Source organism: Aequorivita antarctica, assembly GCF_007997155.1.
GTDB lineage: Bacteria > Bacteroidota > Bacteroidia > Flavobacteriales > Flavobacteriaceae > Aequorivita > Aequorivita antarctica.
The window spans coordinates 84,812-101,249 of record NZ_VORT01000003.1 but is presented as its reverse complement, the minus strand read 5'-3'; the positions used below and the strand labels follow the sequence as shown (position 1 = coordinate 101,249).

Sequence of the window (16,438 nt, the reverse complement as noted above, 5' to 3'; positions counted from 1 at the left end):
ACAAAAAAACTAGAAGATGCGCCAACACCTTCTAGTCATTAAAATCAATACCACTGTAATCACAGCAATATTAACCAACTAACACAAAATTATGAATAAAATTAAGAACCTTTATCCTTTGCGAAGGTTAAAATCTTTCAGGTACTATTTTGGGCATATGATACGAACTTTTATACTATTGATTAGCATTGGGATTAGTTCAGCCTTCGCAACTACAATCGAGGCTCAAACCAAGATGGATATTAAAGTTGCCAATGTAAGTTTGGAACAACTTTTTAAGGAAATCCAGGGTAAAAGCGAATATATTTTCTTTTACAAAGATGATGTACTCAAATACAATGTAACGCTTGAATTAAAGGAATCTACCGTTTCAAAAATTCTTGACAAGGCATTGATGAATACTGATTTAACCTATATAATAAATGATAGGCAGATTGTTATCAAGAACAAAATCGATCAAAATTCTAAAATACAACCAACCAACCAGAAAGAACGTGAAGTTACTGGGACTGTAATGGACACTGAGGGTGTTCCTTTAGTAGGAGCCACTGTAATTATTAAAGGAACTTCAAAAGGCACGGCCACAGATTTTGATGGAAACTTCAAAATTACCGTTCCCAATGATGCAAGTACTTTGGTGATTACTTATGTAGGGTATAAGACACAAGAGGTTTCAATATTTGGTATCTCAAATATAACTGTAACGATGGTTGAAGATAGTAGCGCTCTGGAGGAAATTGTGGTTATAGGTTACGGTACTGAAAAAAAGTCATTGGTAAGTGATGCGCTATCCACAATTAATGCCAAACAGATTGAAAATTTACCATTGGCATCGGTTGATGGCTTGCTGCAAGGCCAAGCTGCGGGTGTGCAGGTTAATCAAAATTCCGGAACCCCTGGAGGTCAAATGTCTGTTAGGATTAGAGGGCTTACCTCTATTAGCGGCAGTAGCCAGCCTTTATATATTATTGATGGTATTCCTGTAACAACTGGCGACTTCGGCCAAATTGGCTATTCCGGCCAAGGCTCAAGTGCGCTTACCGATTTAAACCCAAACGATATTGAATCCATAAGTATACTAAAAGATGCTTCTGCAACCGCTATATATGGCGCAAGAGGATCCAACGGTATTGTTTTAATCACAACCAAACGCGGTAAAGAACAGAAAACTATTGTTTCCGTAAACATATATTCGGGCATGCAGAGCGCTTGGAATAGATTGGATATGTTAAACGCCAGAGAGTGGAAAGAGTATCGAAATGATTTGACCAACAGTACTGTTTTTACAGAAGAACAGATAAATGATAATACCATAGATACAGACTGGCAGGATATTATTTTCCGTACCGCACCCATAAATAGCTATGAGATTTCTGCCGCTGGAGGTTCAGAAAAAACACAGTTTTTTATGAGCGGAACTCTATTTAAGCAAGAAGGTATCTTGATTGGTACAGATTATGACCGTTTCAACTTTCGCGCGAATTTAGACCATAAAATATCAAACAAATTTAAGATTGGTACCAGCATTGGGTTGAGTTACGCACATACCGATAGGGTGGAAAGCGACCAAACGCTTCACGGTCCATTGCCAAACGGTATATCAACCCCTGCAATTTATCCGGTCTATAATGCAGATGGTTCTTACAATCAAGATGGACCATATTCAAATGCGGTATCTATTGCCAATGAGGCCATCAATGAGAACTTTTCATACCGGACAAATTCAAACATTTATTTAGATTGGAATATAGTCGAAGACTTGACTTTTTCATCAAAACTCGGAGTAGATTTCCTAAACTTCAGGGAACACGGTTATGAATCTACCAAAACAGTTCAAGGCGCCAAGTATAATGGTTTGGGTTTTGAAACATATAGCAATATCTCAAATATTGTTTCCAACAACTTGCTACAATACAACAAACGTCTTAATAAGCACAAACTCGATGCTTTGGTTGGCTACAGTTTTGAGAAAAGAAATTTTAGGTCTTCCTTTATTCGGGGCCAGGATTTTGCAGATGACGATCTGGAATACATAAACTCTGCAGCTACAATAGTTTCTGCCAGTGCCAGCGCATCGGACGAAGGTATTCGCTCTTACTTTGGCAGGGTAAATTATAACTTCAGTGATAAATATATCTTGACTTTGACTGGTAGATTTGATACTTCATCAAAATTCGGTGACAATAACAAAACTGGGTTTTTCCCAGCTGCATCAATAGCTTGGCGCGTTTCCCAGGAAGAATTTTTAAAGGATGTTAAATTTCTTTCAGACCTTAAATTGCGTGTGAGTTATGGTTTGACCGGTAATGACGATATAAGTCCATTTTTGTTTTCTGAACTTTATGGAAATACATCCTATGGTGGTTCACCAGCTATTTATCCTAGCAATATTCCCAATCCAGATTTAAAATGGGAAAGTACCACTCAGCTTAATCTTGGTTTAAACCTTGGATTTTTCCAAGATCGCATTACGCTAACGGCAGATTATTATGACAAACAGACCAATGATCTTTTATTGAGCAGACCTTTGCCAACCAGCTCCGGATTTTCATCAATTACCGAAAATGTAGGGAAGGTAGAAAATAAAGGTATCGAGCTTACCCTTTCAACTCAAAACCTCGTAGGCGAATTTACTTGGAATACTCAGTTTAACATTTCAGGAAACCGCAATAAGGTACTAGAACTCTACAATGGCCAACCTATTGATGATATTGGCCGTGGTGGTAACCGTATTATGGAAGGCCAACCAATAGGTATATTTTACAGTTATCAGTCGTTGGGTGTAGATCCTTCAACGGGAGATATTGTGTATGCCGACACTAATTTTGACGGTGAGATAACATCTGCAGACAGAACCGTGGTTGGAAATCCGCACCCCGATTTTGTGTATGGTTTCACCAATAATTTTGCATATAAAAACTTAGACTTAAGCATATTTCTTCAAGGTTCGCAAGGCAACGATGTTTTCAATGGTTCCCGATTGTATTTAGAATCGCTTCAAGGTGGCGACAATCAATTGGAATCTGTTACCAGAAGATGGAGGCAGCCCGGTGATATTACAGATATTCCACGCGCAACTACAGATCCAGTTGCCGCTGCACAAAATAAACGTGTTTCATCCAGGTTTTTGGAAGATGGCTCTTATCTAAGGTTTAAAAATGTAACCTTGGGTTATACACTGAACCAAAAAAACATGAATAAACGGTTTTTTGAATCAATGAGAGTCTATGTAAGTGCACAAAACCTGTTCACATTTACAAATTATTCAGGTCTCGATCCAGAAGTTAACTATAGGGGTGACGACAATGCTGTAATTGGCACCGATTTCTTTACCTATCCGCAGGCAAAAACCTTCACATTGGGTGTTAATCTAAAAATATAAACAAGATGAAAAATTTATTATATATTTCGATACTATGTTTTGCAGTAGTCTCCTGCAACGTAGTAGATGTTGAACCACAAAATTCAATTTCGGCATCAGAAGCGTTCAAAACAAAAGAAGACATAGACAAAGGAATTTTGGGGGCTTACGCCTCACTCCAAAGCCTTAGCTATTACGGAAGAACGTATAGCATATTTTCAGATTTGGCGGCTGATAATCTTTCACATCCTTTAGACGCGACGGCTACCGAGTATGCTGAGGTGGACAATAACAGTATACTTCCTGAAAATGGCAGCAATAGTAATATGTGGGCCATTATGTATGATGGCATCAACGTGACAAACAACGTTATTAGCAAAGTGCCCATCATAAATGATATGACAGTGGAAGAAAAGAATGTGGCCTTGGCAGAACTGTATTTCATCAGGGCTTTAAATCATTTCAATTTAACCCGTTATTATGGGGCTATTCCCTTAAAATTAGAGCCAACCATTGGCGTGAACGGCTTGGATGCGCCAAGGGTTCCAGTTAATGAAGTCTATGCCCAGATTATAATCGATTTGACTTTTGCGGCTGAAAACCTACCTAGTTCTGGAAGCAAAATCAGAGGTTCAAAATTTGCAGCCAAGGCACTTTTGGCCCGTGTTTATTTGTATCAAGGCAACTTTCAACAAGCTGCAGCAATGGCTTCGGATGTAATTAACAACGGTGGCTATACCTTACTATCCAACTATGCCGATGTTTTTGCAGATGAAGAAAATGCTGAATCTATTTTTGAAATTTATTTTTCGCAATTGGAACGCAACCGAATAGCTGAGTACAATTTCCCAAAATCTCTGAACGGAAGGAGAGAAGTTGAACCATCGCAAGATTTGCTGGATGCCTTTGAAGTAGGCGACGAACGTTTTGAGGCCAGTATTGCCTTCGCCGAAGGTTTGGCTTATGCCATAAAATATGACGATTTAAATTTGGGCGCAGATAACTTTATAGTGATACGCTTGGCAGATATGTATTTAATTCGAGCAGAAGCTTTGGCAAAAGGCCCAGCTCCAGAAGCAAACCAGATAAAAGCTGATTTAAACGCTATAAGAACACGCGCTGGCTTGTCTGGAATAACATCCAACAGCATAGATCAATTAATTAGCGCTATTGAAAAAGAGCGTCGTGTGGAATTCGCTTTTGAGGGTCAACGTTGGTTCGACCTTGTAAGAACCGAAAGGGCGGTAGATGTACTATTTAATGTAACAAGCATTAACCAAACTTTATTTCCAATTCCTTTTGATGAGCTACAAACCAATAAAGATCCAGGGATGGTTCAAAATCCAGGATACTAACAACTAATTTGATAAAACATAGAATATGAAAACACTTATATACAAATACAGCCTTATTACTTTCGCGCTATTCGCCCTTTTTTCTTGTCAAAAAGATGACGATCCAGTTCCTCCGCAATCACAGGCAGAGTTTACGGCAAGTGCTACTGATGTGGCGATTGGTGAAACCATTCAATTTACAAACAACTCACAAAATGCCACAGCCTTTAAATGGAGTTTTGGCGATGGCACAACATCTACCCAAGTATCGCCAACAAAATCATATACTAGCAGCAATGTGTTCTTAGTCACCTTGGTGTCAACGGGCGCAGGTGGTTCAACCATTTCAAATATTGAAATAACTGTAACACCTTCCAGTTCATTCTCTGTTGAAGATGTAGATAATTTAACGGCTGGCGTTCCTGTACAGTTCACAAATACATCAATTGGCGCAACAAGCTACACATGGAATTTTGGCGATGCTGCCAATTCAACTTCAACAGAAGAGAATCCAATGTTTGCTTATTCTTCAGAGGGAAATTACACCGTTTCGCTTACCGCCACTACCTTATATGGATCAAATACTTCAACGAAAGATATAACAGTGGCGGCAGGTCAACAAACACCAGCATCATTGTATTATATTGCTTATGGCGATGAATTTATTAGAAGTTTGTTATTGGATGGTTCCGGGACCACCACTGATGTGCTAAATCTTGTAGGTAAAGCAGGTGTTGGCTTGGCTTATGATGCCACGAACCAAAAAATTTATTTCAGTGATTTTGACACTTATCCCCTTGGAAATATTTGGAGAGCAAATCTTGACGGTAGCGGTGCCGAAATGGTTGTGAGCAACATTGGCGATCCTTACGGTGTAGTGGTAGATGAAGTAAACAGTAAAGTGTATTGGGTTGATGACGACGGCAATGTGTCGCGTGCAAACCTTGATGGGTCCTCTCCTGAAATTGGGATATTGAATATAGCTGGCGCCCAATGGAGAGCCATTGCTTTGGATGTGGAAAACAACAAAATGTACGCCTACGAGGTAAATGTTGAAAATCTGTATGTTGCCAATTTGGATGGCACAAACCCTCAGATTCTTATCTCAGGTGTTTATGGATACGCTATTGCTGTAGACACTGTGAACGATAAAATTTATTTTGACGATCAAAACGGGGCAGTATTTAATGTGGCTAATCTGGATGGCTCTAACATACAAACCATTGATTCTGACGGAACACGTATATATGGGATTCAAATAGACAATGAATCCAACAAATTGTATTGGTCTGGCCGTGATACGGGCGAGTTGTATAGCGCAAATCTTGATGGCTCCAGCCGAGAAATATTAGCAACAGGAATTGCCAGCCCAAGAGGAATTGCTTTAATAAAATAAGATACAGATGAAAAACACAATAATAGCAATACTATTTATAGGTTTTGGGAGTATTTTCCAATCCTGCTCTGACGACGGTTTTCCCGTGCCACCAGCCAGTACGGTTCCTCAATTTACATATACAATAGACAATAACGAGTTTGCACCTGCAGCCGTAACTTTCACAAATACGTCAATAGTTCCAACTACTGTTGGGGAAGCCACTTTTTATTGGAATTTTGGAAACGGCGATTCTTCAGTTGAAGAAAACCCTGTTTATACTTATATCCAACCTGGCGCGTATCAAGTAAGCTTGGTTGTAACCACTTCAGGGTCTTTAGAAGTAAGAGAAGTATCAAAAACTGTTGTTGTAAAAGATCCAAATGCAGTGGGTATTCCTATCTATTATACAGACGGAGCTTCCGTTTTTCAGGGGTTGATAAACGAACAGGCACCAATTTTTACAACTTTGCCGAATATAGCTTTACAATCTTCTTATGAAATGGTGCTAGATACTTTAACAAACAAACTGTATATAAGCGATGTTGATGCAGGTAAAATCTACAGAGTCAATACCGATGGCAGCGAATTTGAAGATTTCAGGGTGGGCCTTGATTCACCAATTGGAATGGCAATAGATTATTCTGGCAATAAACTATATTGGTCTACAAGCAACAGTATTCAACGAACCGATTTAAGCTCTACCGATGTTAATGCGAAGGAGGATTTCGCAATTGGTCAAGTAAACGATCCAGAAGGCGTCTCAATTCACTTTGCAAGCGGAAAAATATTCTGGGGCAATTATGATGGTGGCATTTGGTCCAAAAACCTTGATGGAAGCAATGAAACCTTGATTATCCCTGATATAGAAACCGGAAGTATGTTAGTGATAAACGACCGTATTTATTACGATGAATACGTAGGCTCTGGCGATATACGCATAAAATCGGCTGCTCTAGACGGCACTAACGTTACAACCATAGCTACCGGTATTGGAAGGGTTGTATATGGCATTGGTTATGAGGTTTCCGAAAACAAAATTTATTGGGGAGACAGAAGTACCGATGCAATGATGCGGGCAAATCTGGACGGTTCCAATACTGAATTATATTACCAAGCCGCTGGAGACACTCGAGGTATCGTAATTGGAAATTAATTATGAAATGCCCATATACATTGTGTAAACCAACCGAAGGTGAATAATCTGGGCATTACTCACAACGTGAAGATTAAAAAAAAGGAGTTCGTGAACCTTCGGTTTCCATCTTCCGCTTTATCAAATATTTTATACAGATGAAACTTTTAAAACACTATATCCCCCTTGCCTTAATCGGTTTTGCTGCGCTTCAGTTTTCAGCTTTTGCGCAGCAATCCGGTGGCAATGGTAAACTGGTAATTATTGGTGGTGGCTCAAGGCCCGAAGCCATGGTGCAACGCATTATTAAAGAAGCACAGCTGGATAAATCTGGCTATGGCATAATATTGCCAATGTCTAGCGCCGAACCGGATTCAGCCGTTTATTATGCCAAAAAACAATTCGTGGAAGCGGGTCTTACTAATATAGTTGGTCTTCAGATCTATAAAGATGAAAATGTGTCTAAATCTAAATTAGACTCAATCAAAAACGCCAACATGATATACATTTCCGGCGGCGACCAAAATAGGTTTATGGATATTGTAGGCGGTACTACTGTCGAAGAGGCCATACACGAGGCATTCCACAAAGGTAGCTTGGTTGCTGGCACAAGTGCAGGTGCGGCGGTTATGAGCAAAATGATGATTACAGGAAACGAACTAAAACACTCCGATTATTCTTCTACTTTCAGAAATATTGAAGCTGAGAATATCGAAATAAAATCAGGTTTGGGGATGGTTACTGGAGTAATTATAGATCAACATTTTGTAAAGCGAAGCCGTTATAATCGCTTGATTAGTGCTATAATTGAACACCCTGATTTAATGGGGATAGGCATTGACGAATCTACTGCAATTTTAGTAAAAGGCTATACTGCCGAAGTCTTGGGTGACGCGCAGGTTATTGTGCTAAAAAACCCCACAAAATCCAAAAATGAACATGATGGAAAGCTTGGTGCACGTAATCTTAAATTGGATATTTATTTGCCCGGCGAAACATTTACGATAAATTAGATAGATGAATTTAAGAATGAAATTTCAAAGAATCGCTCTATTGGCCAGCCTATTAATCGGCATGAACAATATAGCTCAAAATGCCAAAATTGAAAGAAATATTGTAAAATCGGTTAATAAAAATCTGGACGCTTCCATAGAATTGCTAAAAAAAACAGTGAACATAAATAGCGGTTCTTTAAATATTGATGGGGTTAGAAAAGTGGGTGAACTCTACAAGGCAGAATTGGATAAGCTGGGTTTTAAAACAGAATTGACTTCTGGTGAAGCTTATGGCCGCGCTGGTCATCTTATTGCCAAAAAGGAAGGAAAAAAAGGACCCAAATTTTTATTGATAGGTCATTTGGATACGGTTTTTGAGCTTGACAGTCCTTTTCAGGAATTCACAATGCTCAACGATTCAATTATGAAAGGTCCTGGAGTGGCAGATATGAAGGGTGGCGATGTTATTATTATTTTAGCAATGAAAGCCTTAAAAGAATCTGGTGCATTGGACGAAATGTCCATCGAAATAATAATGACTGGCGATGAGGAAAAAAGTGGATCGCCAATTGAATTGTCCAAAAAAGATTTAGTTGAAGGGGCAAAATGGGCAGATATCGCCTTGGGTTTTGAAAATGGCGACAACAACCCAAAAACCATAGTGGTATCCAGAAGAGGTTCCGAAGATTGGCAACTTACTGTCACAGGTCAACCAGCGCACTCATCACAAATCTTTACTGAAAGTATTGGCACAGGAGCTATTTATGAAGCGGCTCGCATCTTAAATGAATTTTATCTGCAATTGGCAAAGGAAAAAGATCTTACGTTTAATCCAGGCTTTTTTTTGGGAGGAACAAACGTAGCGCCCAATGAAGATTTAACAGGTGGCACTGCCTTCGGAAAAAATAATGTAGTGGCTCAAACGGCTGTTGTTCACGGCGACCTAAGAGCGGTTTCGCCAGAACAATTGCAAAAGTCGAAAGTGATTATGAAGGAAATCGTAGCTAACAAATATCCAAAAACATCGGCAGAACTAATATTCGACAATGAAGGATATCCACCTTTGGCGCAGACAGATGGAAATATGAAATTGCTGGAATACTACAACACAGTAAGTAAAGATTTGGGGTTTGGAGCTGTGGAAGCCGTAAACCCAAGAAATGCTGGCGCAGCAGATATATCGTTTACATCGGGTTATGTTGATATGGCTTTGGATGGTATGGGCCTAACTGGCGGTTCTGGCGACCATACAATTGAAGAAATGGGAAACCTTAATACAGTTGGTGTTCAAGCGAAAATAACGGCAGTGTTGATGTATAGAATGATGCAACAGAAAAAGGAAGAATAAAACTTCAATAATGGAAAAAACACTCCTTTTAATAGCATTATTTTTAAACGTCTTAGTTTATTCCCAGAATTATACTGAATATGTAACTGGCAGCACATCCGATATTAATACCAACCACCAAGCCGGGATTTGCCTAATGGGCGGAGCTTCAGAAAACGATGAGGCTATGGTTTGGTTTTTAAACAAGGCCGATGGTGGCGATGTTGTGGTTTTAAGATCCACCGGAGATGATGGGTACAACGATTACTTTTATAGCGAATTAGGTGTAACCCTTAATTCGGTAACCACTTTTGTTATCCATAACGAAACCGGGGCTATCGACCCAGTAGTATTGCAAAAAGTGGCCAATGCAGAAGCAATATGGTTTGCCGGAGGTGACCAATGGGATTATGTTTCCTATTTCAAGGACAACGCCATGGAAACAACCCTTAATGAATATATAAACGTAAAACAGGGTGTTGTTGGCGGCACAAGTGCAGGAATGGCAATACTGGGAAGTTCGTATTTTACTGCTGAATACGGTACTCTTGATAGCCCTGTGGCTTTAAGTAATCCCTATCATTCGAGAGTAGCTTTAGGTTATAACGATTTTTTGGAGGTGCCCTTTATGCAGAATTTAATTACCGATACCCATTTCGCGGAACGTGACAGACAAGGTAGAATAAGTGTCTTTTTAGCTCGATTTATTGAGGATAATGGTCCTCGTAGTTTTGGTATTGCCTGTAATGAATATACCGCAGTTTGTGTTGAGCCAAATGGAAAAGCATATGTATACGGAGAATATCCCGATTATCCTGAATTCGCTTATTTTCTACAAACTAATTGCGTATTAGATTATGCGCCAGAAACACTTGAGGTTGGTACGCCAGTAACTTGGAATAGAAGTGGAGAAGCCATAAAAGTTTATAAAGTTCCTGGCACCTACGGTGGTCCAAACTATTTTGATCTTTCAGATTGGGAAACAGGTAGTGGTGGCAGTTGGGAAAATTGGTTTATAGATAACGGAAATTTGAATATGGAAGCAGGGGATAATCCTGAATGTGGCCAATTGGAAGTTCCTGGTTCAGATAGCGGTTTAATGAGGGTCTATCCAAATCCATTCAAAAATGAATTGTTTTTAAACTCAAAATTGCCTGTTAGCGATGTAAGTTTATTTGATGTTTTGGGCAAAGAAATTAAAATTGAAATTCAAGATAATTTTAGAATTGAAACATCATCTTTAAGTACTGGAACCTATATTTTAAAGTTGCGGACAGAAAATTCACAACAGAACTTTAGGCTTATTAAAAATTGATCTAATAAACGTATTGCTATTAACCAAAAAAATAACCGTCCCAAATTTGCATTGAGACGGCTACTTTCAAATATTTATCTTCGAGAGATTAGCTATTTTGTGCTTTAAATTCTTTTAATTTTTCGGTGAGTTTCGGCACAATTTCAAAAGCATCACCCACAATACCATAGTCCGCCGCTTTAAAGAATGGAGCTTCGGGATCGTTGTTAATAACCACTTTCACTTTTGAAGCATTGATACCTGCCAAATGTTGGATTGCACCAGAAATACCGATTGCAATATAAAGGTTTGAAGCAACTGGTTTTCCAGTTTGCCCAACGTGCTCGCTGTGTGGTCTCCAGCCCATATCACTTACTGGTTTGGAACAAGCTGTAGCTGCGCCCAATGTTTTTGCAAGATCTTCAATCATTCCCCAGTTTTCAGGTCCTTTAAGGCCACGGCCAGCAGAAACAACTATTTCTGCATCAGCGATGGTTACTTTATCTGTTGCTTTATCTACGGAAACAATTTCCATATCAAAATCGTGGGCATCAAGATTTGGAGCGAAAGCTTCGTTTGCAGCAGAAGTTTCGTTTTCCTTTAAACCATAAGAGTTTTTACCTAGACCAATAATTTTTACATCGGTTTTGATTTCAGTTGAAGCAAAAGCTTTATTAGTGAAAACATTTGATTTCACTTTAAAAGGCGAAGTGCTTTCCGGAAGCGCAGTAACGTTTGGAACATAACCTGCTTCTAAATTCACTGCAAGAGCTGGAGCTAAAAATTTACTATTTGCGCTGGAAGAAACGATGATAACTTTGGCGTCTTCGCTTTTTGCAGCCTGTGCAATTACATCTGCGTAAGCTTCTGCATTGAAATTGCTCAATTTGTCATTGGAAACTTGCAAAATTTTTGAAGCACCATATTTGCCCAATTCTGAAATATCATTCGCATTGATGCTAACCGCGGTTACCGTAGTTCCCATCTGGTCTGCAATTCCTTTTGCATAGGCAACTACTTCCAAAGCTATTTTCTTGATTTTTCCTTCTTCTGATTCTGTATATACTAAAACTGACATGTTTTTCTTTTTTTTGATTCTTAAATTACCTTCGCTTCGTTGTGCAGTAGACTTATCAATTCGTCCACGGTATCGACCAATTTAATAGCTCCTTTTGGGGCTGGTTTTTCAAAGGAAACTGTATTTGTTTCCGCATTTGAAGCTATTGGTTCTTTAACGTTTAATGGTTTGGACCGGGCTTGCATAATACCGCGCATGTTCGGGATGCGAAGGTCGCTTTCCTGAACCAAACCTTTTTGACAGCCAATTACCAATGGAAGTGAAGTTTTTAAGGTTTCTTTTCCGCCATCTATTTCGCGAATTGCGGTGGCTTTATCACCTTCAATTTCAAGACCTATGCAAGTGTTTACGAAATTTGCTCCAATAAGTTTTGCCATCATACCAGGAACCATTCCGCCGTTATAATCGATAGACTCTCGTCCGCCAATTACCAAATCATAACCACCTTCTTTCGCAACATTTGCAAGTTGTTTTGCCACGGAAAACCCGTCGGTTGCAGGAGTATTGATTCTTATTGCTTCATCGGCTCCAATGGCCAAAGCTTTGCGAAGTGTAGGTTCTGTCTCTGGACCGCCAACGTTTATAACGTGTACGGTTGCGCCTTGTTTTTCTTTAAACCACATAGCACGGGTAAGGCCAAATTCGTCATTTGGATTGATTACAAATTGAACTCCATTGGTTTCGAATTTTGTGTCGCCGTCGGTAAAATTTATTTTTGAAGTTGTGTCCGGTACGTGACTTATACAGACTAATATTTTCATTTTTGAACTGTTTTTTGGATTGTAAATTTTGTTGGGTAACCCTTTGCCAAAGGCTTCGGATTATTAATATGCGAAGTTAAGAATATATTTCCTTATTTTGCTATGCACGCATAATAAATTTTGGTTAAAAGTTGGGAAATACTACTTAAACAGATTGGATTTATACTATTTTTGCTGTCCCTGAAAATTTTTCAGTTATTTACATTTCAATTTAGACAGATGAAGACATTACAATTCAGAGAAGCTATACAGGAAGCGATGAGCGAGGAAATGCGCCGCGATGAAACTATTTATTTAATGGGTGAGGAAGTGGCCGAATACAACGGCGCTTACAAGGCCAGTAAAGGAATGTTGGACGAGTTTGGAGCAAAACGCGTAATTGACACCCCCATTTCAGAAAATGGGTTTACAGGAATAGCCATTGGTTCTTCAATGAACGGCAATAGGCCGATAGTTGAATATATGACCTTCAACTTTTCTTTGGTTGCTATTGACCAAATTATAAACAATGCTGCTAAAATGCGCCAAATGAGTGGCGGACAATTTAATATTCCTATTGTGTTCCGCGGACCAACAGCATCAGCAGGCCAACTTGCCGCCACGCACAGCCAAGCTTTTGAAAGCTGGTATGCCAACTGTCCGGGCCTAAAAGTAGTAGTGCCGAGCAATCCAGCTGACGCAAAAGGTTTGTTGAAAAGCGCCATCCGTGATAATGATCCCGTGATTTTTATGGAAAGCGAGCAGATGTACGGCGACAAAGGCGAAGTGCCGGAAGGAGAATATCTAATTCCACTTGGGGTTGCTGATATTAAAAGAAAAGGAAAAGATGTAACCATTGTTTCCTTCGGAAAAATTATAAAAGAGGCTTATAAAGCAGCTGAAACTCTTGCCAAGGATGGTATTGAGTGTGAAATAATCGACTTGAGAACTGTTCGTCCTTTGGATTATGAAACCATTTTAGAATCCGTAAAAAAGACGAACCGTTTGGTGATTTTAGAAGAAGCTTGGCCTTTTGGAAACGTTTCAACTGAAATAACCTATCAAGTTCAAAATCAAATTTTCGACTATTTGGATGCCCCAATTGTAAAGATAAATACTGCAGATACTCCCGCGCCATTTTCTCCTGGTTTATTTGAAGAGTGGTTACCAAATAGTGAAGATGTTGTTAAGGCTGTAAAGAAAGTTCTTTATAGAGACTAACTTTATATTCCTAATAAATATCAGTCCCATAAATTTATGAAGTACCTTTTATTGTTTTTTTTTATTGTTTTTGGTGCTTCGGTATTTTCCCAAACCAAAGTCAGCGGTGTTATTAAAGACGGCTCTGATTATCCGGTTGCTTTTGCCAATGTGATTTTTAAGGATTCGCAAGAGGGAACTATTTCAGATGAAAATGGTCGTTTTTATTTGGAAAGCGACAAAACCTATAAAACAGTTCTTTTTTCATTTATAGGTTATACTACCAAAGAGGTGGAGCTTCCTTCCCGAACCAACTACAATATGGAAGTGTTGCTGGAGGAAAGTGCCGATGCATTGGACGAGGTTGTAGTCTACAGTGGAAAAACTTCAAAAAAGGACAATCCGGCTCTCGATATTCTTCGGAAGATTTGGGAGAATAGAAGGGAAAACGGTGTAAAAAAATTCAAACAGTATCAGTACGATAAATATGAAAAGCTTGAATTTGACTTAAACACTATAGACAGTGCCCTCATCAAGAGTAGGGTTTTTAAAGGGATGGAATTTGTTTTTGACCAGACCGATACTTCAAATGTTACTGGGAATACCTATCTGCCTATTTTTATCAACGAAGCCGTTTCAAAAGTATATGGCGACAATTTGTTGAATGGAGAAAAGGAAATATTACTCGGTAATAAAAACTCTGGTTTTGAGAATAATCAAACTCTTATCGCTTTTGTAAAAGATCTTTACAGCGAGTATGATGTTTATGACAATTATTTAAAGTTTTTCGACAAGGCTTTTACCAGTCCACTTTCACGTACTGGGATAGATGTTTATAATTATGTATTGCGTGACAGTGCCTATCGCGATAACAAATGGTGCTACAATATTATATACTACCCACGCCGAAAAAACGAACTGACTTTTAAAGGTGATTTTTGGGTGAACGATTCTACTTGGGCCATTAAAGAAATAAATCTGCAAGCTTCCAAAAGCGCCAACCTAAACTGGGTGCGCGATGTATATATTGAACAAGAATTCGATGTGCTAAACGATTCCATCTTTTTGATAACGCGAGATTATTTTATGAGCGATTTCAGCTTTCAAAAAAAGGAAACTGCAAAGGGCGTCTATGGTAAGCGGACAACGCTTTATAATAATTATACTTTCGACATTCCGAAAGGGAAAAAATTCTACAATGACCAAGTAGATCCTTATCAATATGAAATCTATAACCAAACGGATGAGTTTTGGGAAAAGAACCGGATGGAAAAGTTGAGCAAGGATGAAAAGGGCGTTTACAAAATGCTAGACACCCTTAAGACTGTCCGGCGTTTCAAGGCTTTGTACAATGTTGGCGCTACGCTAGCGAGTGGGTATTACGAGGTAAATAATTTTGATATTGGTCCTGTGTTTTCCATTTTCGGGTTCAATGAAGCCGAAGGAATGCGAATACGCTTGGGTGGACGAACGTATTTCACTCAAAATGACCCTTGGCGTTTGGAAGGTTTTGGGGCGTATGGTTTTAAGGATGATAGATTTAAATATGGAGTCAGTGCCAAGTGGCTTTTAGATAGAAAATCGCGGCTCACGGTCTTTGGTGGTAACCGGCGCGATGTGGAACAAACAGGAGCAAGTCTTACCAATAGTACCGATGTTTTGGGCAGAAGTCTTGCCTCTTCCTCTTTGTTGTCAGTTGGTTCAAACGATAGGCTTTCACGAATAAACCTTTCAACCATAGGGTTTGATATTGAGCCATGGAAGAATTTTATTTTGCGCCTTACGGGCTCTTATAGAACCTTGGAGTCTGCAACCGAGACTTTCAGTATTGATTATAAGGTAATGGAGGATGGTGTTTTTACAGGTGAAACGAAAAGCGAACTGAAACAAGCTGAAATACAACTCGGTTTTCTATACGCTCCCGGAAGAAAAACCTCTGGCTATGGCGTTGAACGCACGATAATAAATGATGGCGACTTTCCCTCTTTTTATGCTGGTTATAGCTATGGTTTAAAAGGTGTTATGGGGGGCGATTTTGAATATAAAAAGATACAGGCCCTTTATACCCAGCCATGGAATATTGGAGGTATTGGCCGTTTGCTCTCTACTGTTGAAGTAGGGACGACCCTTGGTGCGGTTCCGCTTAGTTTATTGAATCCTATACCTGGAAACCAGACGTATTTTAGTATTTACAATAGTTTTACGCAATTAGATTATTACGAATTTGTAAGTGATACCTATACCTCGCTCCATCTGCAGCACAACTTTGGAGGACGCATCTTTTCGCGAATACCTTTATTGCGAAAGCTTGATTTGCGTGAAGTGGTGGGCTTTAGGGCTGTTTATGGAACCATATCACAAGAAAACAAAGACCTAAATGCGTCCAATATAGTTTACCAAGCCCCCGAGGATATTTATTGGGAATGGAGTGTTGGCGTGGGAAATATCTTCCGTGTCTTTAGGGTAGACTTCAATTTCCGTGGGAATTATTTTGACAATCCAGACGCCCGAAGCTTTGGGGTAACAGGGGTTTTTGGGTTTACTTTTTAAGTATTTCTTTGATTCCTTTCAGTTTTAAGTATTGGTTTCAAACTTTAAA

At 39.2% G+C, this 16,438-nt stretch carries 11 protein-coding genes; 9 read left to right on the top strand and 2 right to left on the bottom strand.

What is annotated here, in order from left to right:
* The first annotated feature begins 91 nt into the window (after positions 1-91).
* The 7 genes from ESU54_RS05035 (at position 92) to ESU54_RS05005 (ending at position 10,842) form a co-directional block, all read left to right on the top strand.
* Positions 92-3,382, top strand: coding sequence for a TonB-dependent receptor (locus tag ESU54_RS05035; protein WP_235004537.1), 3,291 nt, complete (start codon positions 92-94; stop codon positions 3,380-3,382).
* Between the two features lie 5 nt (positions 3,383-3,387).
* Positions 3,388-4,716 (top strand): RagB/SusD family nutrient uptake outer membrane protein, encoded by a 1,329-nt coding sequence (locus ESU54_RS05030; protein WP_111843534.1) that lies wholly within the window; start codon positions 3,388-3,390, stop codon positions 4,714-4,716.
* Between the two features lie 25 nt (positions 4,717-4,741).
* Positions 4,742-6,091 (top strand): PKD domain-containing protein, encoded by a 1,350-nt coding sequence (locus ESU54_RS05025; protein ID WP_111843535.1) that lies wholly within the window; start codon positions 4,742-4,744, stop codon positions 6,089-6,091.
* 7 nt (positions 6,092-6,098) lie between these two features.
* Positions 6,099-7,226, top strand: a complete 1,128-nt coding sequence (locus tag ESU54_RS05020; protein WP_111843536.1) for a DUF5050 domain-containing protein — start codon at positions 6,099-6,101, stop codon at positions 7,224-7,226.
* A gap of 137 nt (positions 7,227-7,363) precedes the next feature.
* Positions 7,364-8,218 (top strand): cyanophycinase, encoded by an 855-nt coding sequence (locus ESU54_RS05015; RefSeq protein ID WP_111843537.1) that lies wholly within the window; start codon positions 7,364-7,366, stop codon positions 8,216-8,218.
* A gap of 61 nt (positions 8,219-8,279) precedes the next feature.
* On the top strand, positions 8,280-9,548 hold the full coding sequence (locus ESU54_RS05010) for a M20/M25/M40 family metallo-hydrolase (RefSeq protein ID WP_111843630.1): 1,269 nt from the start codon (positions 8,280-8,282) through the stop codon (positions 9,546-9,548).
* 10 nt (positions 9,549-9,558) lie between these two features.
* On the top strand, positions 9,559-10,842 hold the full coding sequence (locus ESU54_RS05005; RefSeq protein WP_111843538.1) for a T9SS type A sorting domain-containing protein: 1,284 nt from the start codon (positions 9,559-9,561) through the stop codon (positions 10,840-10,842).
* Positions 10,843-10,930: 88 nt separating this feature from the next.
* Here the strand turns inward: ESU54_RS05005 and ESU54_RS05000 are convergent, their stop codons facing one another.
* Both ESU54_RS05000 and ESU54_RS04995 read right to left on the bottom strand, forming a co-directional pair.
* Positions 10,931-11,899: an electron transfer flavoprotein subunit alpha/FixB family protein gene (locus ESU54_RS05000; RefSeq protein ID WP_111843539.1), complete on the bottom strand. Its 969-nt coding sequence runs from the start codon at positions 11,897-11,899 to the stop codon at positions 10,931-10,933.
* A gap of 20 nt (positions 11,900-11,919) precedes the next feature.
* Positions 11,920-12,660, bottom strand: a complete 741-nt coding sequence (locus ESU54_RS04995; protein ID WP_111843540.1) for an electron transfer flavoprotein subunit beta/FixA family protein — start codon at positions 12,658-12,660, stop codon at positions 11,920-11,922.
* 219 nt (positions 12,661-12,879) lie between these two features.
* Here ESU54_RS04995 and ESU54_RS04990 point away from each other — a divergent pair, with 219 nt between their 5' ends.
* Together ESU54_RS04990 and ESU54_RS04985 are read left to right on the top strand one after the other, a co-directional pair.
* Positions 12,880-13,860, top strand: coding sequence for a pyruvate dehydrogenase complex E1 component subunit beta (locus ESU54_RS04990; protein WP_111843541.1), 981 nt, complete (start codon positions 12,880-12,882; stop codon positions 13,858-13,860).
* Between the two features lie 36 nt (positions 13,861-13,896).
* A complete protein-coding gene (locus ESU54_RS04985) occupies positions 13,897-16,389 on the top strand; it encodes a DUF5686 and carboxypeptidase-like regulatory domain-containing protein (protein ID WP_111843542.1) in 2,493 nt (830 codons plus the stop codon).
* Positions 16,390-16,438 lie beyond the last annotated feature (49 nt).

Coding starts and splice junctions, on each gene's coding strand:
- ESU54_RS05035 (WP_235004537.1), top strand. CDS start 92: ATGAATAAAATTAAGAACCTTTATCCTTTGCGAAGGTTAAAATCTTTC.
- ESU54_RS05030 (WP_111843534.1), top strand. CDS start 3,388: ATGAAAAATTTATTATATATTTCGATACTATGTTTTGCAGTAGTCTCC.
- ESU54_RS05025 (WP_111843535.1), top strand. CDS start 4,742: ATGAAAACACTTATATACAAATACAGCCTTATTACTTTCGCGCTATTC.
- ESU54_RS05020 (WP_111843536.1), top strand. CDS start 6,099: ATGAAAAACACAATAATAGCAATACTATTTATAGGTTTTGGGAGTATT.
- ESU54_RS05015 (WP_111843537.1), top strand. CDS start 7,364: ATGAAACTTTTAAAACACTATATCCCCCTTGCCTTAATCGGTTTTGCT.
- ESU54_RS05010 (WP_111843630.1), top strand. CDS start 8,280: ATGAACAATATAGCTCAAAATGCCAAAATTGAAAGAAATATTGTAAAA.
- ESU54_RS05005 (WP_111843538.1), top strand. CDS start 9,559: ATGGAAAAAACACTCCTTTTAATAGCATTATTTTTAAACGTCTTAGTT.
- ESU54_RS05000 (WP_111843539.1), bottom strand. CDS start 11,899: ATGTCAGTTTTAGTATATACAGAATCAGAAGAAGGAAAAATCAAGAAA.
- ESU54_RS04995 (WP_111843540.1), bottom strand. CDS start 12,660: ATGAAAATATTAGTCTGTATAAGTCACGTACCGGACACAACTTCAAAA.
- ESU54_RS04990 (WP_111843541.1), top strand. CDS start 12,880: ATGAAGACATTACAATTCAGAGAAGCTATACAGGAAGCGATGAGCGAG.
- ESU54_RS04985 (WP_111843542.1), top strand. CDS start 13,897: ATGAAGTACCTTTTATTGTTTTTTTTTATTGTTTTTGGTGCTTCGGTA.